This window comes from Serratia sp. CY55921 (assembly GCF_052167655.1).
Lineage (GTDB): Bacteria > Pseudomonadota > Gammaproteobacteria > Enterobacterales > Enterobacteriaceae > Serratia > Serratia ureilytica.
This window is the reverse complement of sequence record NZ_JBJNMU010000001.1, coordinates 390599-411868: the sequence shown is the minus strand read 5'-3', so window position 1 is coordinate 411868 and position 21270 is coordinate 390599. Positions and strand designations below refer to the sequence as shown.

The following is a 21270-nucleotide window of genomic DNA, read 5'->3' as shown; positions in this document are numbered from 1 at the left end:
ACGAGGAGATGAAGGCGGTTCGCCCCCCGCCTTCGGCGCGCGGTTGCCGGCCCAACGCCGCAATCGCGCGCCGCAATCGAACGGGAGCTCACGCCACGCCCGCCGTTCGGCTATCTGTGGTACCACGCCTTGAAATACTTCAAAAAACTGTAGGACACCGCGTAAACGCCGGTCACGGCCCCGACCCGGCCCGCTTTCCAGGCGCCGCTGAAAATGTACCACTTGAAAAATGCGCCGATGGCGCTAATCACCCCTCGGAGAATCGATGGCCTTATCGCCTTGTATTTCACCACGCGCGCCGTATAGCTGTTCAGCTTGGCAAACACTTCCTCGATTGAGAAAAAAGTGTCGTGTTTAACGTGCCCGGCCAGTATCAAGGTGGATGCGCCCCCTTCCGCCGCATCATCTACCGGCGCATCATTGAACTTCACCACCTGGCGATGAAAAAAGCGAATGGGGTAATCCGGTGACGAGACGGGATAAAGCGTTCTGACCGCCTGTCCCAACACAAACCAATCGCGACGAATGCGATAGGCGTTATTTTTGTCGGGGCCTGGGGTGCGCTTGAAAAGCCGCATCGCGTCGACCGCTTCATCATCCATGATCTCATCGCTGTCCAGGCACAAAACCCAGTCATGTCGCGCGCGGGATATGGCGTAATTCATTTGCCGGCCATGGGTTTCAAACGGGTGATAAAGAGGCTTGATATTGAAGTCGTCGCAAATGGCCAAGGTGCCGTCAGTACTGCCCGAATCCACCACGATGATTTCATCGGCGAACGCCGCCACAGGTTGCAACACGTCACGCAGCAGGCGCGATGAATTAAACGTCAATAAACACACGGAAATCCGGTTACAAAAATCCATTTTACAATCCACGACACTGAGAAAATGCAGTCCATGCCAAAAACGGCGGGCGCGCCCTGCAAAAGCGCGCGCCCAAAGCGCTTCTCCTGCCCCGAGCGCCTCTTCAATTAAGTATTTAGAATATTGGCTGCCCTGTCATGCCCTGGATGATGGCATCTGACTATTTCATCAATTTCAATAAAATCAACGAGTAACCAGAATTAAGCTCGGGCGTTCACCGCACCGGCTCACGCGCCGGCGGGCGCCGAGCGCGAGAGCGACGCTTGGCGGCGCTTTGGTTTTGTTATAACGTATCAAAAAAAGCAAAGGGAAGACGACGATGAAAATCCAGCTGTCGCTGCTGTTTCTCAGCCTGTTGGCCGGCAAGGCTGCGGCGTTTCAGTCAAAAGTGCCCGAGCCGCGCACCGAACAGGCGCGTGCGGCGGAACAGAACATCGAAAATCTGTTTTACGGCTTTCACGCTATGGATGCCCAGCCGGTGAATATCGGCCGTTGTGAGGCGGTGCCGGTGGCGGGATGCCAGTGCGCCTTCTGCACCCAGCTGCGGCAGGCCGGGCGCTGACGCTTTTATCCCAGCGCATACTGCACGATCAGCTGCCCTTTCTTCATCTTTACGCCGGTAATCGCGATCGCGCCCACCTCGCCCAACGTGGCGACATGCGTGCCGCCGCAGCCGTAGGCGGGCAGATCGCCGAAACCGATCTGGCGCATCCCGTCCACCGCCTGTTGGCGACGCGGCAAATCGGCGGCGATCAGGCGCGCCAGCTCCGCGTGTAAAAACGCCGCCTCCAGCGTCTGTACGTCCGGCCCTGGCGTGAACGTGATGCGCCCTTCTCCCGGCCAATGATGCGCTTTCACCGGCCGCCAACCGCGGGTTTCCCCCAGCCAGCCGATCAGATGGCCGCCGGAGTGCCAGCGGGCGTGCAGCCGGCGTTGCGCTTCGTCGACCTGCATATTGACCGGCCCGATCGGCAGCGGCGCCGTGGTATAGTGCAACACCCTATCCCCCTGCTGCTGCACCCGCAACACGGCGACGCCGTTCAACGCTCCCACGTCGGCCGGCTGCCCGCCGCCCTGCGGGTGAAACAGCGTGGCGTCCAGTTCCACGGCGTAAGCGCCCGCCTCGGCCAGCTCACAGCTCAATACCTGCGCCTGGCCCTGTAAATCGTCGCTGTAGTAATAACGTCGCTCGGTCATCATTTTTCTCCTCGGTTCGAAGAGCCATTATATTCATGTCATAATCGGAGCATAATCCGTCGCCATCACAATGGACCTTTGCGTCATGAGCACAAATCTTTCTTACGCGCTGTTGGCCGAAATGGCCGTTTTCGTCCAGGTCGTGGAGAGCGGCAGCTTTTCCGCCGCCGCCCGCAAACTGGGCGCTTCACCTTCCGCCGTCAGCCGCAGCGTGGCGAAGCTCGAACAGGCGCTGGCGCTGCAGCTGCTGCATCGCACCACCCGTAAACTGCGGCTGAGCGAAAGCGGCGAAGAGGCGTTTGCGCACTGCCGCACCCTGCTGGCGGCGGCCGACGCGGTGATGGCGATCGGCGGGCGCGGCGCCGCAGAGCCCGAAGGGCTGGTCAGCGTCAGCGTGCCCAAGGCGGTAGGCCGTTTCGTGCTGCATCCGCACATGCCGGAGTTCCTGCGACGTTACCCGAAGGTGGACGTGAGGCTGCGGCTGGAAGATCGTTATATGGATCTGATCGACGACCGCGTCGATCTGGCGCTACGCATTACCGATCGCCCGTCGCCGGGCTTGATCGGCCGTCAGCTGATGCGAATAGACCACCTGCTGTGCGCCACGCCGCACTATCTGGCGCAGCACCGCGCGCCACAGCACCCGCACGATCTGGCGGCGCACAGCTGCATCTATCTGGGAGAAACGCCGAGCGACGCGCAATGGAAGTTCCGCCGCAGCGGCAAAACGGTGACGGTCAACGTGCGCGGCCGCTACGCCGCCAACCACACCGGCGTGCGGCTGGACGCGGTGAAACGGCATATCGGCATCGGCAGCCTACCGTACTTTACCGCCCGCCAGGCGCTCGACGAGGGCGAGATCGTGCAGGTACTGCCGGAATGGGATTTCCTCAGCAGCTATCACGGCGGCCTGTGGTTGCTTTACGCGCCCAACCAGTATCTGCCGCCCAAACTGCGGGTGTTTATCGACTATCTCGTCGCCTGCCTGGCGCAGGAGCCGCAGCTAAAGCGCCTTGCGTAGCGTGATGTTGATGCGGTGCGGCCCCACCAGCGAGTGGTAGCCTTCCTTGACCGGCAGGATGCCGTGGAAACAGAGCCGCGACGGGCCGCCCCACACCACCACGTCGCCGTGCGCCAGCGGGATGCGCCGCGCCCGATCGCTGCGTTGCAGGCCGCCGAACTGAAATACCGCCGGCAACCCGAGCGACACCGAGACGATCGGCGCGCCGAAGTCGTGCTCGTCTTTATCCTGATGCAGCGACAGCTTGCTGCCCGGATCGTAACGGTTCATCAAACAGGAATCCGGCACGAAGGGGCCAAAGCCCGCCTGCTGCGCGGCTTCGTCCGCCAACGCCATCAGAATAGGCGGGATCGGCGGCCAGCGTTTGCCGCTGCGCGCGTCGCGTTCCGAGTAACGGTAGCCGCGGCTGTCGCTGGTCCAGCCGTTGCCGCACCAGCTCATCGCCACCGACATCACATGCCCGCCGGGGGTGGTCAAATGCTGCCACGGCACCTGCGCCACCACGCCCCGCACCGCCGCCAGCAGTGCCGGCCCGTGATCGCGCACAAAGCCGTGCATCACCACCGCGCCGGGGGCGATCTCTTCACGCCACGGCGGCGGCAGCGCGTCTTCAAAAAGATCGATTGTCATCGCCAAAACCTGTATGAATACACAGTATCCATTGTAACCCGCCGCCGCCGATTGTCCAGCGCCCGGCTGCGCCATTGTCGTTGGCGGCAAATTTCTCTACAGTAGCCGCCATAAAATCAATCACTCACCAGGAATGCGTGTGATTAAGGGCATCACTCTTTCGGTCGTCGCCTCCATCTTGTTCGGCGCGATGTATTACTTCACCTCTACCCTCACCCCGCTGAACGGCGAACAGGTCTACGGCTGGCGCACGCTGCTGACGCTGCCGTTCCTGACGCTGTTCATGGCGCTGTCCGGCGATTGGCGCAAGGTGAGCGACACGCTGGTCGGGATAGGCCAACGGCCGCCGCGTCTGCTGGGCCTGCTGCTCACCTCGGCGCTGCTGGGGGTGCAGCTGTGGCTGTTCCTGTGGGCGCCGCTGCACGGCAAGGCGCTCGACGTGTCGCTCGGCTATTTTCTGCTGCCGCTGACCATGGTGCTGGCGGGCCGTTTGATCTACCGCGATCGGCTGTCGCTGCTGCAAAAACTGGCGGTGGCGTGCGCCGTGGCGGGGGTGGGCAATGAGCTGTATCAGGCGGGCGGCGTATCGTGGCCGACGCTGGTGGTAGCGCTAGGGTATCCGCTCTACTTTATTTTGCGGCGGCGTTTCGGCACCGACAATCTCGGCGGCCTGTGGTGCGAGCTGACGCTGATGCTGCCGGCGGCGGCCTGGTTCGCCTTCGGCGACGGCGGCGCGGCGGCGCTGCAGATCAATGCCGAGCTGTATTGGCGCATTCCGCTGCTCGGCGTCATCAGCGCCGTGGCGCTGGTGTGTTACATCCTCGCCAGCCGCATGCTGCCGTTCAGCCTGTTCGGCCTGCTGAGCTATGTGGAACCGGTGCTGCTGGTGCTTGTCGCGCTGCTGCTCGGCGAGAGCATCAGCCAAAGCGAATGGCCAACCTATCTGGCGATCTGGCTGGCGGTGCTGCTGCTGGCGGCGGAGGGCGCGCGGCACCTGCTGCGCCGCCAGCGGGTCTGACTCAGGCGGCCAGCGTGGCGCCGCCGTCGATCACGATGTCCTGCATGGTGATGTGGCTGGCCAAATCCGAGGCCAGGAACAGCACCGCGTTGGCGATCTCGTCCGGACGCGCGATTTTACCCAGCGGGATCCCCAGCTTGAACATCTCGGGGAAGCCGGCGATGGTGCGTTGCTGCGCATCGTCGGTCTGCCACATGCCGCGCTGCATCGGCGTGTCGGTCGAGCCCGGCGACACCAGATTGCACCGCACGCCGAACGGCGCCATCTCCAACCCCACGCAGTGGTTCAGGCTGGTCAGCGCCGCCTTGGAGGCGCAGTAGGCCGCCATCTGCGCGCGCGGCACGTGCGCGGCGTTGGAGCCGATGCTGACGATCGCCCCGCTGCGCTGCGCCTTGAAGTGCGGCAGCACGGCGCGAAACAGGTAAAACGCCCCCGAGGCGTTGACGTTGATGCACTGGTGCCAGTCATCCACGCTCAGATCTTCGGTATTGCCCATGCGCAGAATACCGGCGGCGTTGACCAACACGTCCAGTCGCGGGTTCTCCGCCAGCTGTTGGCGGCACACCGCCTCCACCTGCTCCGGCCGGCTGATGTCCAACGTCACGCAGGGGTAAGGCAGATCCGGATTGGCGAATTCTCGGTCAAACCCCACCACCTCGGCGCCCTGGGTTAAAAAGTGGCGGGCGATCTGCTCGCCGATGCCGCGCGCCGCGCCGGTCACCCACACGCGTTTGCCGGTGAAATCCATCTGAATGCTCATGCGCGCACCGCCATCCGGGCGCACCGCCGGGTCATGTTGTTGTTCATCGTTGTCTCCTGCGAAAGGCTATGACGCGGCGCGGACTGCGCCGCAAAGAGGCCTACAGCGCGCCGCTGTTCAGGCCGAAAGCGTTGAGCATGGTGCCCAGTTTGGCGGTGGTTTCCATCCACTCGGACTGCGGCGTCGAGGCGGCGACGATGCCCGCGCCGGCGAACAGCCGCACCCGGTTGCCGCGCAGCAGCCCGCTGCGGATGACGATCGCCCACTCGCCGTCGCCGTTGGCGTCGCACCAGCCGACGATGCCGCTGAACAAGCCGCGATCGTGCGGTTCCAGAGCGGCGATCAGCTGGCGGGCGCTTTCGGTCGGGAAGCCGCACAGCGCCGGCGTCGGATGCAGCAGGCAGGCCAGCTGCATCACGTTGAGAGCCGGGTTCAGCAACTCGCCGCGAATGCGGGTGGACAGGTGCCACATGGTGCCGGTGCTGAGCAGCGACGGGCCGCTGGGTACGCTCAGGGTGGCGCACAGCGGCGTCAGATGCCGACGAATATCGTCGATCACCAGCTTGTGTTCGTATTTGTCTTTGGTCGAGCGCATCAGGCGCTCGCTGCCGAGGCGATCCTGCTGCGGATCGTCCTGTCGGCGCGCCGAGCCCGCCAGCGGATTGGTGTGGATCTCGCCGCCCTGCTTGCGGATCAGCAGTTCAGGGCTGGCGCCGATCAACACGCTGCCATCGGCCAGCGGCAGGGAGAAGTGGTAACCGGTCGGGTTCTGCACCATCAGGTTATTGAGGATCCGGTGGCCGGCCACCGGCTGCTCCAGCTCGATATCGAGGATGCGCGACAGCACCGCCTTGTCCAGCTTGCCTTGTTTAAAGCGGCTGACCGCTTCCGCGACCGCGTGTTTGAATCGCGGTTCGTCTGGAATACTGGTGCAGGCGACCAGGCGATGCGGCTGTTGCAGCATCGGGCGCGCGGCGCGGATAAAGCTGTCGTTGGCGACGAATCGGCTTTCTTCAGGTATATACAGGCAGGAAGGCCGGCGCGTGTCGAACGGAATGGCGCCCACCACCACCGGGGCCGCCTGGCCGGCGGCTTTGGCGCGCGCCAGCGCCTGGCGAATATGCTGCGCCAGCGCGCTGCCTTCCTGCTCGCCGCCGAACACCGGCGTCTCGATACGCTCAAACACGCCGTGGGCGGAGAGGGAACGGAATTCAGACCGGTACAAAAAGGTCGATTGTTCGGCGTACTCAAACCCGGAGAAGGTTTGGTTTTCTGTCGTCAGTGTCGCCACAAGACCACTCCTTTGTTGCGCCTCACCAATGATAATGTTTATGCGAATAATTATCATTAGCTGTAAAGGGTGGGTAAATTACACCGGATCCCCACCGTCGGTCAATCTCCGATGAATGAATCTTTCCGCACGCCGCGGCAAATTCGCGTTACGCCACAACAAGAAATAACACACTGTTATTATTGTGTTTTAGCAAAAAATAAAAGTCGTGACATCGTCACCTTCACGCCAAAACCGCCCGGCGAAACGCCGTCCGGCGCAGCAATGCGGCGTCAACGTGGTGAGCAGCGCCAATTCGAACGTCTGCCGCTGCGCATCCACCGCCACCATCCGCGCATCAAGAAAATCGAAATATCGGCGCACCTGCGGGTACAGCGCTTTGAACAGGCTCTCTTTGGCGGAAAACGTCAGCGTCAGCAGCTCGTTGAACGGCAGCGTTTCGCCCAGCAACGTCTCGCGCTCCACCGGTGAAACGATCGCGCTCCACAGCTCCTCCGCTCGCGCCACGGACAGCAGCGTCTCCACATCCAGCCCAACGCCGCCCAGCCCGCTCTCTCGGTGTACGGCGCACAGCGCGGTATGCGAATTATGGCTCAGCGCCCCGGCGATGCCCGGCGGCCACTGCGGCGCGCGATCTTCGCCGCGCGCCAGGGTGAAATCGGCGAAACCGAGCGGCGCCAGCAGCTGTCGCGCCAGCACACGCCCGGCCAGATACTCCGCACGGCGTTTCGGCACCGCGCGCGCCAGGTGGTCCGGCAGCGTAAAGCCCGCCTCGGGAAAACTGTCGTCGCGATACTCCGCCAGCGCAAACTGGCAGCGCGCCACCTGGCCCGGATAGCCGTCCGGCGTGAAAAATTCGATATTGCGGATAAAAGTGGGCAACGGCGGTATCCATGATAAGCAGGCTGGCTGATGATGTTAGCCCCCGAAACGGCCTGCAACAATGACCCTGGGCAAAATAAATGGCGTTAAGTCCCGCGCGGCGGCGCGTTGGGCGAAGTGGGAAAAGGCCTCTCCCCCGCATTCGGGAGAGAGGCCGGGCATTACAAGATGCCTTTCATGGTCTTCTCGAAATCGCTCCAGGCGCAGAAGCCGTCTTTATCGATCGGGCAGCCTTTCAGCGCCAGCGTCACGCGCTGCGGCGGGGTTTGCAGCGTCAGCGGCGTCGCCTTGCGCAACTGCTCGGTGGACTGATAGACGTACTCGATCTTCAGCAATTCACGGTCGTTCTGCGCGTCGCGCCAACGCTGGAATACCAGTTTGCCGCCGATCGGCGTTTTCTCGTACTGCTGCGGCAGCTGATACGGCTGGAACTGCATGGCCGACAGCAGCGAGGCGATATTGGAGTCGTGGCCCACCAGCACCGTCAGCTTCGGCGCGTCCGGTTTGCGCTCGCCCAGCAGCGCGTTGTTGATGTAGGTCAGCAGCGGCTTGGCGACGTTCTGCGCCACCACCGGCGAGGTGAACAGCGAATCCTGATAGCCGTCTTTCAACTGCGCCAGCTGCTGCCACTGGTGCGGCGTGGCGATTTTGCCCCAGGCCACCTCTTTCATCGGGAAACCTTCGTAGTACTGCAGCATAAAGGCGTCCACCAGCGAGTTGCCCACCCGCAGCGGGCCGGAGACGCCCGGCTCTTTGCCCGGCACCGCGCTCATCACGCTGGCTTCTTTGGTCAGGTCGCAGTGTTTGTCGGTCTTGCAGGCGGCGGAATCCTTGTAGTCGATGATCTTCGCCAACTGTTGGTAAGCCGCGTCCAGCTTCAGCGATCCCAGCGCGGCGTTCATCGCCGCCAGCGCCTGCTGGTTGAAGGCTTCGCTGGTGTCGGTGATGATCGGGTTGAAGGTCGGATCCATCTCGCCCATCTTGTCCTGATGGTGCACGCTGACGTCGCAGCCGGGGAACGCGCCATTGCTGAAGAACTGCGCGGTGGCCACCGTGCGCTGCAGGCTGTTGGCGTAGACGTACACGCTGCCGGCGGTCGGGCAGCCCTCTTGCGGCAACAGGCCGGTCTGCTTCAGCCAGGCGTTGAAATAGTGCCCCATATACACTTCCAGCACCCCGCCCTTGGTGGTCAGCTGGCCGCCCGGCGTTTCCCAGGCCGGCCAGGCCTTCGGCGTGGACTGCGCCAGCACGCTGCCGTTGTTGGCCAGCGGCGCGCGCAGGTTATGGCGGCTCATCACCAGCACCTGTTCCAGTTGATAACCACCGGCGTCCGCCAGCGCGTTCCCGGTGAATAACAAAGGCAGGCACAGCAATAACGTTTTTTTTCTCATCCGCAGAGGCTCCCGGAAAATGATTATTTTTAAGGTGTTAGCGTTTGCCTGCGTATGATGGCGGGGTTAGTGTGACAAGTGTGTGACAGGGTTCACGGGAAAAGATCGTACCAGCGGCCACCGGGCGGCGGCCGCTGTGCGTCAACTCAGTACCACAGGCTCATGATTGGCCAGCCGATCAGCAGCAGCGCGGCGATGTACACCACGCCGAGAATGCCCCCCAGGCGCCAGTAGTCTTTCGACTTCACATAGCCGCAGCCGTAGATGATCACCCCTGGCCCGGTGGCGTACGGCGTCAGCACGCCCATGATGCCGATCGACAGCACCAGCAGCATCGACAGCTGCTCCATCGGCACGCCCGGCAACCCTTTGCCGACCGCCAGGATCACCGGCAGCATGGTGGCGGTGTGCGCCGACAGGCTGGCAAACAGGTAGTGGGCGAAGTAGAACACCAGCACCAGCGCCACTACCGTCATGTTCGGCGAGAAGCCGTCCAGGTGGGTGCTCATGGTCTGGGCGAACCAGTCGATAAAGCCGGAGCGCGTCAGGCCGTTGGCCATCACCACCAGCGTCGCCAGGTTAACCAGCGTATTCCAGGCGCTGGAGTATTTGGTAATGTCTTTCCACGACACCACGTGCAGCGCCAGCATCAGCGACACCGCCAACAGGCACACCGCGGTGGCGTCCAGCACCTTGCCGCCGAACACCCACAGGCACAGGCTGAGCAGCACCAGGCCGATCAGGGTGTACTCCTTGCGCGTCAGCTTACCCATTTCCCCCAGCGCGGTATTCGCCCAGGCGGCCACTTCGCTGCTGTGGGTCACGCCCGGTTTGTAGAGGTAGTAGGAGATCAACGGCGCGATGATCAGCAGCAGCAGGCCGACCGGCAGGAACGCCAGGAACCACTGCATCCAGCTGATGTGCACCCCGGCTATCTTGCCGACGAACTCGATGCCCAGCACGTTCGGCGCGGCGCCGGTGACGAACATCGAGGAGCTGATGCTGGTGCCGACCACCATCATCCACATCAGGTAGCCGCCGATGCGGCGCGAAGAGGGATCGTTAGGGAAGGAATCGAACAGCGGCGGCAGGTTTTTCACCACCGGGAACACCGTGCCGCCGGTGCGCGCGGTGTTGGACGGCGTGAACGGCGCCAGCAGGATATCGATGATCACCACCGCATAGCCCAGCGTCAGCGTGCGCTTGCCCATGAATTTCACCAGGAACAGCGCGATGCGCCGCCCCAGCCCGGTGGCCTCGTAGCCCAGCGCGAAGATAAAGGCGCCGAACACCAGCCAGACGGTGGTGCTGGAGAAGCCCGCCAGCCCCCATTTCAGCGCCTCTTTACCGGCCTTGAAGCCCGGCTCCGCCAGTTCCTGCGCGCCGAACAGCACCCAGTTGGCGCTCAGCACGCTGACGGTCACCGCGATAAAGCTGATGGCAGTGGCCGGGATCGGCTCCAGAATCATGCCGACGATCATCGCCACAAAGATGGCGAAATAGTGCCACGCCTGCGGCGGCATGCCGTCGGGCACCGGTATCAATAACAGGATCGCGAGCACCGCCAGCGGCGCTATCGCTTTCCAGATCTTTTCCTGGGTTTGGGACATAGGGACTCTCCTGAAGGCTTGGTTATTATTCTTGGGCACCCAGCTGCGCCAGCAGCCAGGTCACTATCAACAAGTCGGCGCTGCCGCCGGGGCTGAGGTTGCGGGCAATGCAATCGGTATCGAAGCGCCGCAGGCGCGCCAGGCCCGCCTCCCCCGCCGAGCCGCCCTGCGCCAGCAGCAAGGCCGCCCGGCGCCGCAGCCAGCGCAGCCCGCGCAGGCCGCCGCGCGAGGCGACGTTGGTGTCATCGTTGTGGGCCATCAGCCACAGCAGGCTGTCCAGCAGCGCCCGCTGTTCGTCGCCGCCGGCGGCCAGCCGTTGCCGATACAGCGGCAGCGCGCCGTCAAGCACCAACCGAAAACCGGATTCCGCCTCGCCGCGCGCGCCGCTGAGGCCATACGCAGCGAACAAGCGCTGGCCGGCGGTCTGCCCGGCGTTGTTGCATCGCAGTTCGCTGTCCACCAGCCCTCGGCACATCGCCGCCACTTCGGCGCATAACGATGCGGCGCTGATGGTCCGGCCCTGCTGCTGCAGGCGGCCGAAGGCGGCGCACAGCAACCCGAGTGAGAACACGCTGCCCTTGTGGGTGTTAATGCCGCCGGTGGCGCGAAACATCTGGTTTTCGCAGGCCAGGCCGAGCGGCCGCAGCCGCGCCAGCTGCCGCTCGGCCGGCAAAGCCGCGTCTTCCCGTCCGCGCTGGATAAAACGCGGCAGCCACACGCCGATGGCGCGGGCGCTGCGGTAGAAATGCCCAAGATCCATGTCGCGATGGGCGCCGGTGTTATGGCGATCCACCAGCCCCGGTTTGGGCGTGAGGTTGACCTCCACCAACAGCGCGCGAAAGGCGGCGCGGGCGAAGTCGCAGGCCGGCTCGGCTCGGCGGGCGGGTGGATTAATCGGCAGAGATCGCATCGTTGAACATCCTTTCCATTTCTTGCAGCAGCTGCTCGCTGCCATGCCGCCGCTGGCGGGCGCAGATCTTGGCCGGTTGGCCGCACAGCAGGCAGCGCCGCGCCGGCAGGCCGATATCGCGGCGCGACAGGATTCGCCCCTGCGCATCCAGCACGTCGATATCCCACAGCCGGCCGATCGGGCGGCTCACCTCCAGCTGCATGGCGCAATCTTTCACCCGTTGGGCGTCGGCGCGCAGCGCCACAAACCCTTCGCAGCCGGTGGCGAGCGCCAGCGCCTCGGCCTGCGGGCTGGGCCACCCCTGTTCGGCGCACAGTCGCAGCAGCGCCGCCCACCCCAGGTTGAAGATGCCGCGCGTCAGCGCGCTGTCCTTCACCGGGCCGGGCACCACCAGCGTCAGCACCAGCAGCGTGCACTCGTGCTGCGCCAGCCACGCCTGCTGGCGCGCCTGACGGCATTCGCGGCTGGTGAGCAGCTCCGGCAGGCTGACCGCACGTTCGGCGGCCAGTTGAGGATCGACGGCGGCCATCGTTTACTCCGCCACCTGATGCACCACGTCGATCACCGAGCCGTCGCGGTAGCGCACCACCGCTACCACCTTGTCGGTAAACGCGATCGGCTGCGGTTCGCCGGTCAGCTGCAGCGCGCGGGCGCGCAGCCAGTCGATGCTCACCACCTCAAGCCCGGCCTCCCGCAGGCGCTGCGCCAGCTCCGGCCGCGCCGGGTTGACGGCGATGCCGTGGTCGGTCACCAGAATGTCGATGCTGGAGCCCGGCGTGACGCAGGTGGTCACCTGTTCCACCAGCGTCGGGATGCGCCCGCGCACCAACGGCGCGACGATGATCGCCAGCCGCGCGGCGGCGGCGGTGTCGCAGTGGCCGCCGGACGCGCCGCGCAGCACGCCGTCGGAGCCGGTCAGCACGTTAACGTTGAAGCCGGTGTCGATTTCCAGCGCGCTCAGCACCACCACGTCGAGCCGATCGACCGACGCGCCCTTGGAGCTGAAGTTGGCGTACTGATTGGCGCTGATTTCGATATGGCGCGGGTTGCGCGCCAGCGAGGTCGCCGCCGCCCGATCGAAGCTCTGCACGTCCAGCAGCTTGCCGATCAACCCTTTCTCGTGCAGATCCACCATGGTCGAGGTGATGCCGCCGAGGGCGAACGCGGCGCGAATGCCGCGGGCGCGCATCTTGTCCTCCAGGAAACGGGTCACCGCCAGCGAGGCGCCGCCGGTGCCGGTTTGCAGTGAAAACCCTTCGGTGAAGTAGCCTGAACCGGCGATCACCTCGGCGGCGCGACGGGCGATCAGCAGCTCGCGCGGGTTCGAGGTCATGCGCGTGGCGTCAGCGCCGATCTTGTCGGCGTCGCCCACCCGCTCCAGCTGCACGATCAGATCCACCCGATCCTGCGCCAGGCTGGCGGGATGATGCGGATACGGCACCAGCTGCTCGGTCAGCAGCACCACGGTGCCCGCCGCCTCGGCGTCCACCCGCGCATAGCCGAGCGAGCCGCAGCAGGCTTCACCGCTGTAGCCGTTGGCGTTGCCGAACTCATCGCAGGCCGGCACGCCGAGGAAGGCCACGTCTATCTTCAGCTCGCCGGATTCGATCAGATTGACCCGGCCGCCGTGCGAGTGAATTTGCACCGGCTCCGCCAGCAGGCCGCGCGATACGGCGTCCGCCAGCGGGCCGCGCAGCCCGGAGGTGTAAATGCGGCTCACCACGCCGTGGCGGATATGCTCAACCAACGGCGCATGGCAGTCGGTCAGCGAGCTGGAGGCCAGCGTCAGGTTGCGGAACCCCATCGCCGCCAGCGTCTCCATCACCTGATTGAGCGCCAGATCGCCGCCGCGAAACGCATGGTGGAACGAGATGGTCATGCCGTCCTGCAGCCCGCTGCGGCGCACCGCTTCCTGCAAGGAGTCGCACAGCTTGAGATCGCGCGGTTTACGCGCCTGCAGGTTGGCTTTGGACACGTCCTGATAACCCGGCAGATCCGCCGGGTTGGCGAAGGTCATCAATCGTTGTTGGCGGTTCATCATGCTTCCTCCCCGTGCTGCGCCGGTTCTTCCCGTAAGCCGGACAGCGCGGCGCGCTCCAGCACCAGCCGGGCGCGTTCAATCACCGGGCTGTCGACCATTTTTCCGTTGAGCGACACCACGCCGCGCCCTTCCCGCTCCGCCGCTTCGGCGGCGTCCACCACCCGCTGCGCGTGCGCCACCTCTTTGGCGGTCGGCGCATATAGGTTGTGCAGCAGCTCAATCTGGCGCGGGTTGATCAGCGATTTGCCGTCGAAGCCGAGCTGTTTGATCAGCGCCGCTTCCTGCAGGAAGCCGGCCTCGTTGTTGGCGTCGGAGTAGACGGTGTCGAACGCCTGAATGCCGGCAGCGCGCGCCGCCTGCAGCAGCGAGCAGCGGGCGAACAGCAGCTCAATGCCCTCCGGCGAGCGTTCGGTGCGCAGGTTGCGCACGTAGTCTTCCGCCCCCAGCGCGATGCCGATAAGACGCGGCGAAGCGTGCGCGATCGCCACCGCGTTGGTGATGCCCTGCGCCGATTCGATCGCCGCCAGCAGCCCGGTGCTGCCTACCGGCCGGCCGCAGGCCGCCTCGATGGCGGCGATCTCGCGCTCCATGTCGACAACGTCCTGCGCGCTGTCGGTCTTCGGCAGGCGCACGATGTCCGCGCCGCCGCGCACCACCGCCTGCAGGTCCGCCAGGCCGTAGGCGGAGTCGAGCGCATTGACGCGCACGATGGTTTCCACCTCCTGGTACAGCGGGTGCTGCAGCGCGTGGTACACCAGCCGGCGCGCCGCGTCTTTTTCACGCAGGATCACCGAGTCTTCCAGATCGAACATCAGCGCATCAGCCTGATAGATAAAGGCGTTGCTGACCATCGCCGCGTTGGCGCCGGGAACGAACAGCATGCTGCGGCGCAGCCGGGTTTTATTCAGCGTTTTCATCTTTCGCCTCCCACGGCAGTTGGCCGCTCTCGCAGGCGCGCATCAGCGCGGTTTCCAGCCGGGCGCGCAGCACGCAGTCCAGCGCCCCTTTGTCGTCGACGATCACCTGCACCGGCTCCACCTCATAACGCTGCAGCACCTCCAGCAGGGTGCGGCGGATCGCCGCGCCGAACTGTTTTTCCACGCTGCTGGCGATCAACAGATCGTGCTGCGGCCCCTCGGCGGGCGCGATGCGCACCATGACATCGCTGGATTCCAGCGTGCCGGCCATTGCTTCTCGGATAATTTTCATCATTCACCTGATTGTGCGGACTCAAAAGGATGCGGGGCCGCCTTGGCCCGGCGCTGCGTTTGCAGATCCTGCAGGTAGTACAGGGTGTCCGGCGGCACCAGCGGCGCGGCGGCGTGGAAGTCCCCCGCCGCCAGCAGCTTGCGCACCCAGGAGGCGGAGATCGCCGTGCCCTGATATTGCAAACGCTCGATTTCCACCAGCGCGATCGGCGGGCTGGGCAGCGCCGGCGTTTCCAGCCAGTAGCGCATGTCGCGGTTGTATTTCGCGGTCACCGCGCAGAACGGCTCGTTGCCGACGAAGCGGTGGGTGATGCCCAGCGCGGGCGCCAGATACTGGCGGAAGATCTTCAGATCGATTTCGGTGTAACAGTCGTCGGCCACGCCCTGGTCCTTGATGAAGTAACAGGGGAAAGTGGCGCGCGAGATCACGTACTGCGAGCCTTCGTGTACCGTGAGGTTGGGGATATCGGCGGTGCCGGCCAGCACCAGCCGGCGCCGGTCTTCATAGCTGAAGCGCGAGGTGTTTTCCTTCACCAGAAACAGGTGCAGCCAGTCGCAGCGCTTGGCCGCCTGACGCACCAGATACTGGTGCCCGCGGGTAAAGGGGTTGGCGTTCATCACGATACTGCCGATGGTGTCGCCCGGCCGGCGCTGGCTCGCCAGCTGGGCGGCGTAGCGCTTCAGGCGGCACGGGCTGTTTTCCATCAGCACCACGATGCCCGGCACGGTGGCGATCGGGTAGAAACCGCACTGGCGGAACAGCGGCTCGTTCTGCACCTTGGTGTAGATAAACAGCTGGGTGTGGTGGCGCTCGTAGGCCAGGTTCACCAGCTCGGTCGCCAGCGCCAGCGCCAACCCTTCGCCGCGCATCAGCGGGCTGATGGCGACGCATTTGATAATATTGTCGGCGATGCCGCCGCAGGCGACCAATTTGTCGTGCTGGGTAACGGTAATAAATATTTCAACCGTGGTATCGATATTCAGATCGTTACTGCGCAAGAAGGCGCTTATTTCCGAAATCGCTTTATGATCCGATCGCTTTACCCGATTAAATACGGCATCGCCTAACATAACACGCTCTCTGGGTTAACTGGCAAACAACAAATGAAATACAAAAAGGCATTTTAATTAACATCGGAAATGGCAATTAAAACCTTAAAAACCATGAAGATAAAATCATCCTCTCGTTCGATAAACCCATGGTAAGCAGAAAAAAAACGCGGATTATTGACCTATTTCACAAACCGATCCCGGTTAATAAGTTATTTAATGTTCTTTATTTGCTTAATTAATCTTATGGTGTTTATTATTGAGATAATCTTTATTTGGCGCCGCAATTCACTTACATTCACTTAGCATTTTTATTGCAATTACGGGTCGCACTATGGAATGGCTGAACATCCTGATCGTTGAAGACGAAACGCCGCTGGCGGAGATGCACGCGGAGTTTATCCGCCAGAACGGCGGCTGCCGCCAGATTTGGCTGGCCGGCACGCTGGCGCAGGCGCGCGCCATGACCGAACGCTTCAAGCCGGATCTGATCCTGCTGGACAACTTTCTGCCGGACGGCCAGGGCATCACCCTGCTGCGCGAACTGACGCTGAGCGGGTATCGCGGCGGCATCGTGTTCATCACCGCCGCCAGCGACATGGCCACCGTGGCCGAGGCGTTGCGCTACGGCGTGTTCGACTACCTGATCAAACCGCTGGCCTATGACCGGCTGAGCCAGACGCTGCTGCGCTTCAGCCAGCGCCGCGAAGCGTTGAAGGACAAAGCGCGCCTCAACCAGCGCCGCATCGACGAGATGTTCAATACCTACGCCCGCGGCGAGCAGCAGGCGGCGCTGCCCGCCGGCATCGACGAGCTGACGCTGGGCAAGGTCCGCGCGCTGTTCGCCGAACCCGCCGCGCGGCACACCGCTGAAAGCGTTGCGCAAAAAATGGGGCTCAGCCGCACCACCGCTCGCCGTTATCTGGAATTTTGCACCGCCGCGCAGCAGCTGCGCGCCGAGATCATTTACGGCAAGGTAGGCCGCCCACAGCGGATCTATCGCGCCGGCGAGCCGCATTAACGGTTATTTGATCGCCCTTGCAAGGTTGCGTGTAACCGCTTTACTTTTTATGCGCCGGTCAGCATCTTGGTGAGCATCACCTAGCCGACTGGACGATCGCCGATGCCTGCTGCGCCCCTAGCTTCCCTGACCGAGATCCTCGCCCGCCGTGACTGGCAAAACCCCGCCTGCACCCACTACCGCCGGCTGGACGCCCACCCGCCGTTCGCCAGCTGGCGCACGGTGGAAGACGCGCGCGACGACGCCCCCAGCGCCAGCCGCCGATCGCTGAACGGCGAGTGGCGCTTCAACTATTTCCCGCGCCCAGAGGCGGCACCGGAGAGCTGGCTGCAGCAGGATCTGCCGGACGCCGCCCCGCTGGCGGTGCCGGGCAACTGGCAGCTCGCCGGCTACGACGCGCCGATCTACACCAACGTGCGCTACCCGTTCCCGGTCGATCCGCCGCGCGTGCCGGAAGACAACCCGACCGGCTGCTACTCGCGCGCCTTCAGCGTCGATCCGGCCTGGCTGGCCGCCGGCCAGACGCGCGTCATCTTCGACGGCGTCAACTCGGCGTTCTATTTATGGTGCAACGGCCACTGGGTCGGCTATTCGCAGGATAGCCGCCTGCCGGCGGAGTTCGATCTCAGCCCGTGGCTGCGGCCGGGTGAAAACCGGCTGGCGGTGATGGTGCTGCGCTGGTGCGACGGCAGCTACCTGGAAGATCAGGATATGTGGCGCATGAGCGGCATCTTCCGCGACGTCAGCCTGCTGCACAAACCCGCCGCGCACCTGAGCGATGTGCGCATCACCACGCCGCTGCATGACCGCTTTACCCGCGGCGAACTGGTGGTGACGGCGCGCGCCAGCCGGCCCGGCCCGCTGCTGGTGCAGGTTCAGCTGTGGCGCGATGGCGCGCGGGTGGCCGAGCGCACCCAGCCGCTCGGCAGCGAGATCGTGGACGAACGCGGCGCCTATGACGATCGCGTCACGCTGCGCCTGCCGGTGGAACGCCCGGCGCTGTGGAGCGCCGAAACGCCCGCGCTGTATCGCGCTACCGTCGCCCTGCTCTCGCCCGAAGGGGAGATTATCGAGGTGGAGGCCTATGACGTCGGCTTCCGCCAGGTAGAGATCAGCGGCGGGCTATTGAAGCTCAACGGGCAGCCGCTGCTGATCCGCGGCGTTAACCGCCACGAGCATCATCCGCGCCACGGCCAGGTGATGGACGAGGCGACGATGCGCCACGACATCCTGCTGATGAAGCAGCACAACTTCAACGCAGTGCGCTGTTCCCATTACCCCAACCACCCGCTGTGGTACCGGTTGTGCGATCGCTACGGGCTGTACGTGGTGGACGAAGCCAATATCGAAACCCACGGCATGCAGCCGATGAACCGCCTGGCTGACGATCCGCTGTGGCTGCCGGCGATGAGCGAGCGCGTCACCCGCATGGTGCAACGCGATCGCAACCATCCTTGCATCATTATCTGGTCGCTGGGCAACGAGTCCGGCCACGGCGCGAACCACGACGCGCTGTACCGCTGGGTGAAAAGCCAGGATCCGACCCGCCCGGTGCAATATGAAGGCGGCGGCGCCGACACCGCCGCCACCGACATCATCTGCCCGATGTATGCGCGAGTGGATCAGGATCAGCCGTTCCCGGCGGTGCCCAAATGGGCGATCGGCAAGTGGATCGGCCTGCCGGAGGAGCCGCGCCCGCTGATCCTGTGCGAATACGCCCACGCGATGGGCAACAGTTTCGGCGGTTTCGAGCGCTACTGGCGCGCGTTCCACGCACATCCGCGCCTGCAGGGCGGCTTTGTCTGGGACTGGGTCGATCAGGCGCTGATCAAACGCGACGATCGCGGCGAAGAGTTCTGGGCCTACGGCGGCGACTTCGGCGACACCCCCAACGATCGCCAGTTCTGCCTGAACGGGCTGGTGTTCGCGGATCGCACCCCGCACCCGGCGCTGTTCGAAGCGCAGCGGGCGCAGCAGCTGTTCCGCTTCGCCTTCGACGCCGCCTCGCTGACGCTGACCGTCACCAGCGATTACCTGTTCCGCCACACCGACAACGAACAGCTCAACTGGCGGCTGGAGCTGGACGGCGTGGAACGCGCCAGCGGCAGCTTCGATCTGGCGCTGCCGCCGCAGGGCAGCACTCGCTTCACCCTGCTCGACCGGCTGCCGATGCTGCATCAGCCCGGCGAGCTGTGGCTGAACGTGGAGGTAGTGCAGCCGCAGGCCACCGACTGGTCCGAAGCGCACCACCGCTGCGCCTGGGATCAGTGGCGGGTGCCGCGCGCGCTGCATCCCGCGCCGCCGCCGGCGCAGGGCGTGCCGCCAATGCTGATTGAAGACGATCAGGGGCTGACGCTCACCCACGGCGACCAGCGTTGGCGCTTCGAGCGCAGCAGCGGCCACCTGACGCAGTGGTGGCAGAATGAGCAGCCGCAGTTGCTGACGCCGCTGCGCGACGGTTTTGCGCGCGCGCCGATCGATAACGACATCGGCGTCAGCGAAGCGGACCATATCGATCCCAACGCCTGGATCGAACGCTGGAAGCTGGCGGGCCTGTACCGGCTGGAAGAGCGCTGCACGCAGTTGCAGGCCGATGCGCTGCAAAACGGCGTGCGGGTGGTGAGCGAACACCAGTTCGGCGTGGACGGGCAGATTTTGCTGATTAGCCGCAAGCAGTGGCTGTTCGACGCGCTGGGCGCGGTGAGCGTGAACGTGGAGGTCGAGGTGGCCGACGCCCTGCCGCCGCCGGCGCGCATCGGCCTGCACTGCCAACTGGCGACGGTGCAGCCGCAGGCGGAATGGCTGGGTCTGGGCCCGCACGAGAACTACCCGGATCGCCGCCTGGCCGCGCAATACGGGCGCTGGCGCCTGCCGCTGGCAGATTTGCACACGCCGTATATTTTCCCCGGCGAGAACGGCCTGCGCTGCGACACCCGCAGCCTGCGCTACGGCGGCTGGCGCATCGACGGCCGCTTCCACTTCTCGCTCAGCCGCTACGGCCTGCAACAGCTGATGGCCTGCAGCCACCAGCACCTGCTGCAGCCGGAAGCAGGCACCTGGCTGCATCTGGACGGCTTCCACATGGGGGTGGGCGGCGACGATTCCTGGAGCCCGAGCGTGCACCGGGATTACCTGCTCACCGCCGGCGTTTACCGCTATCAGCTGCGCCTGCAGCGAGCGCCAGAGGGCTAAATCTGCCAAAAAACTCAACGGGTTGCGCATTCTGTAAGCAAACAGTCACAGAATGTGTAATCCGCCTTTGACATGCCGACGGCGCCTCGCTATTATTCGCCCCGTTCACACGATTCCTCTGTAGTTCAGTCGGTAGAACGGCGGACTGTTAATCCGTATGTCACTGGTTCGAGTCCAGTCAGAGGAGCCATATTTAGAGAAGCCCGCTCAGGGAAACCTGAGCGGGCTTTTTGCTGTTGGGCGGATCATAATCGGCGATCCCCTACGCTCTCGCTACCCGACACCGTTCAGCCATCCGTTGAACGGGTGAGCTTCTCCCATTGTTCAATTTCCTGACCTAACGCCTCGAGCTTTTGCCGCACCAAACTTAATGCGTCACTGCCTAACAACAGATGCGTGGGTGGGTTCCCGCTCTCGATCAATGCCAGCATGGCGTGAGCCGCCTTAACCGGATCGCCGAGTTGCTTGCCGCTTTTTTCCTGGCGCGCCTGACGAACAGGTTCAAATAACGCGTCATAGTCCGGAAGACGACGAGGGCTGCGCACCATTGAACGCCCGGCCCAGTCCGTTCGAAACGAGCCAGGCGCCACGGCGGTCACGTGTAGGTTGAACGGGGCAAGCTCTTTACTTAAGGTTTCTGATATTCCTTCCAGTGCAAATTTGCTGCCGCAGTAATAGCTGATACCGGGCAAGGTAATGAAACTGCCCATTGAGGTGATATTGATAATGTGGCCCCGACGGCGCTGGCGCATGCCCGGTAGCACGGCTTTGATCATTGCCACCGCACCAAACACATTGACGTCAAACTGGCGGCGCAGCTCTGCAAGCGGGGATTCTTCCAGAATGCCTTCATGGCCGTAACCGGCATTGTTCACCAGCACATCTATCGGACCGACGGCGGACTCTATCTCTCCAACCACCTCATCAATACGTTCATCGTCCGTGACATCAAGCAGATAGCCAAAAGCCCGCTGCGTATCGAGCGCGGCGAAAGCCTGCAGTGCTTCGCTGTTGCGCACCGTCCCTACAACCCGATGCCCTACGGCGAGGGCTTCCCGCGCCAGCGCCTGACCAAAGCCACTGCTGACGCCGGTAATTAAAATCGTTTTTGCAGATGCCATAAAAAGAACTCCCATGAACCATGAAGGTTGCATGGTATTCTCTTCCCTGCCGTATTTTTAG

The 21270-nt window shown here is 63.8% G+C and carries 20 protein-coding genes and 1 tRNA gene; 6 read left to right on the top strand and 15 right to left on the bottom strand.

All coding sequences use genetic code 11. The features are described from left to right. Positions 1–110 precede the first annotated feature (110 nt). Positions 111–866 carry a glycosyltransferase family 2 protein gene (locus ACJ8M3_RS02000; protein WP_042784980.1) on the bottom strand — a complete coding sequence of 252 codons (756 nt, stop codon included), beginning with the start codon at positions 864–866 and terminating at the stop codon, positions 111–113. 319 nt (positions 867–1185) lie between these two features. Between ACJ8M3_RS02000 and ACJ8M3_RS01995 the strand changes: the two genes are divergently transcribed. Next, positions 1186–1428 (top strand): hypothetical protein, encoded by a 243-nt coding sequence (locus ACJ8M3_RS01995; RefSeq protein ID WP_015378427.1) that lies wholly within the window; start codon positions 1186–1188, stop codon positions 1426–1428. 5 nt (positions 1429–1433) lie between these two features. Here the strand turns inward: ACJ8M3_RS01995 and ACJ8M3_RS01990 are convergent, their stop codons facing one another. Further along, positions 1434–2063, bottom strand: a complete 630-nt coding sequence (locus tag ACJ8M3_RS01990; RefSeq protein ID WP_442514697.1) for an alanyl-tRNA editing protein — start codon at positions 2061–2063, stop codon at positions 1434–1436. Positions 2064–2148: 85 nt separating this feature from the next. Between ACJ8M3_RS01990 and ACJ8M3_RS01985 the strand changes: the two genes are divergently transcribed. Continuing rightward, entirely contained in the window at positions 2149–3084 is a 936-nt protein-coding gene (locus ACJ8M3_RS01985) for a LysR family transcriptional regulator (RefSeq protein WP_060660522.1), read from the top strand. Here the strand turns inward: ACJ8M3_RS01985 and alkB are convergent. Next, entirely contained in the window at positions 3067–3714 is a 648-nt protein-coding gene (alkB, locus tag ACJ8M3_RS01980) for a DNA oxidative demethylase AlkB (protein ID WP_069099988.1), read from the bottom strand. The two genes, ACJ8M3_RS01985 and alkB, sit on opposite strands and share 18 nt — an antisense overlap. 139 nt (positions 3715–3853) lie before the next feature. Here alkB and rarD point away from each other — a divergent pair, with 139 nt between their 5' ends. Further along, positions 3854–4732: an EamA family transporter RarD gene (gene rarD, locus ACJ8M3_RS01975; RefSeq protein ID WP_033643705.1), complete on the top strand. Its 879-nt coding sequence runs from the start codon at positions 3854–3856 to the stop codon at positions 4730–4732. Position 4733: 1 nt separating this feature from the next. Here the strand turns inward: rarD and dhbA are convergent, their stop codons facing one another. From dhbA to citC, 11 genes are all read right to left on the bottom strand, one after another. Then, positions 4734–5492 carry a 2,3-dihydro-2,3-dihydroxybenzoate dehydrogenase gene (gene dhbA, locus ACJ8M3_RS01970; RefSeq protein WP_039565253.1) on the bottom strand — a complete coding sequence of 253 codons (759 nt, stop codon included), beginning with the start codon at positions 5490–5492 and terminating at the stop codon, positions 4734–4736. 100 nt (positions 5493–5592) lie between these two features. Next, positions 5593–6783 carry an isochorismate synthase gene (locus tag ACJ8M3_RS01965; RefSeq protein ID WP_089197214.1) on the bottom strand — a complete coding sequence of 397 codons (1191 nt, stop codon included), beginning with the start codon at positions 6781–6783 and terminating at the stop codon, positions 5593–5595. A 189-nt stretch (positions 6784–6972) separates the two neighbouring features. Next, on the bottom strand, positions 6973–7665 hold the full coding sequence (locus tag ACJ8M3_RS01960; protein WP_042785751.1) for a 4'-phosphopantetheinyl transferase family protein: 693 nt from the start codon (positions 7663–7665) through the stop codon (positions 6973–6975). A 161-nt stretch (positions 7666–7826) separates the two neighbouring features. After that, on the bottom strand, positions 7827–9056 hold the full coding sequence (agp, locus tag ACJ8M3_RS01955; RefSeq protein ID WP_089197216.1) for a bifunctional glucose-1-phosphatase/inositol phosphatase: 1230 nt from the start codon (positions 9054–9056) through the stop codon (positions 7827–7829). Between the two features lie 146 nt (positions 9057–9202). Beyond that, positions 9203–10666, bottom strand: coding sequence for an anion permease (locus ACJ8M3_RS01950; RefSeq protein WP_033643712.1), 1464 nt, complete (start codon positions 10664–10666; stop codon positions 9203–9205). A 25-nt stretch (positions 10667–10691) separates the two neighbouring features. Continuing rightward, complete coding sequence (citG, locus tag ACJ8M3_RS01945; RefSeq protein WP_089197217.1) at positions 10692–11576, bottom strand: triphosphoribosyl-dephospho-CoA synthase CitG; 885 nt, start codon at positions 11574–11576, stop codon at positions 10692–10694. Beyond that, the gene (gene citX / locus ACJ8M3_RS01940) at positions 11557–12105 is read right to left on the bottom strand and encodes a citrate lyase holo-[acyl-carrier protein] synthase (protein ID WP_033651845.1); all 549 of its coding nucleotides are present in this window, start codon (positions 12103–12105) and stop codon (positions 11557–11559) included. The genes citG and citX overlap by 20 nt, the downstream gene beginning before the upstream one ends. Before the next feature lie 3 nt (positions 12106–12108). After that, positions 12109–13614, bottom strand: a complete 1506-nt coding sequence (citF, locus tag ACJ8M3_RS01935) for a citrate lyase subunit alpha (RefSeq protein ID WP_028130661.1) — start codon at positions 13612–13614, stop codon at positions 12109–12111. After that, positions 13614–14534, bottom strand: a complete 921-nt coding sequence (gene citE / locus ACJ8M3_RS01930; RefSeq protein ID WP_016927085.1) for a citrate (pro-3S)-lyase subunit beta — start codon at positions 14532–14534, stop codon at positions 13614–13616. Before citE ends, citF begins: the two co-directional genes overlap by 1 nt. Next, positions 14518–14826: a citrate lyase acyl carrier protein gene (gene citD / locus ACJ8M3_RS01925; protein ID WP_046687418.1), complete on the bottom strand. Its 309-nt coding sequence runs from the start codon at positions 14824–14826 to the stop codon at positions 14518–14520. Before citD ends, citE begins: the two co-directional genes overlap by 17 nt. Then, the gene (gene citC, locus ACJ8M3_RS01920) at positions 14826–15896 is read right to left on the bottom strand and encodes a [citrate (pro-3S)-lyase] ligase (protein ID WP_004940809.1); all 1071 of its coding nucleotides are present in this window, start codon (positions 15894–15896) and stop codon (positions 14826–14828) included. Before citC ends, citD begins: the two co-directional genes overlap by 1 nt. Positions 15897–16209: 313 nt before the next feature. Here citC and dpiA point away from each other — a divergent pair, with 313 nt between their 5' ends. The 3 genes from dpiA (at position 16210) to ACJ8M3_RS01905 (ending at position 20278) form a co-directional block, all read left to right on the top strand. Beyond that, on the top strand, positions 16210–16896 hold the full coding sequence (dpiA, locus tag ACJ8M3_RS01915; RefSeq protein ID WP_033654924.1) for a two-component response regulator DpiA: 687 nt from the start codon (positions 16210–16212) through the stop codon (positions 16894–16896). 102 nt (positions 16897–16998) lie between these two features. Further along, a complete protein-coding gene (locus ACJ8M3_RS01910) occupies positions 16999–20088 on the top strand; it encodes a beta-galactosidase (protein ID WP_089197218.1) in 3090 nt (1029 codons plus the stop codon). 114 nt (positions 20089–20202) lie between these two features. After that, positions 20203–20278 (top strand) — tRNA-Asn (locus ACJ8M3_RS01905). Positions 20279–20375: 97 nt separating this feature from the next. Here the strand turns inward: ACJ8M3_RS01905 and ACJ8M3_RS01900 are convergent. Continuing rightward, positions 20376–21209, bottom strand: coding sequence for an oxidoreductase (locus ACJ8M3_RS01900; RefSeq protein ID WP_033644318.1), 834 nt, complete (start codon positions 21207–21209; stop codon positions 20376–20378). Between the last annotated feature and the right edge of the window lie 61 nt (positions 21210–21270).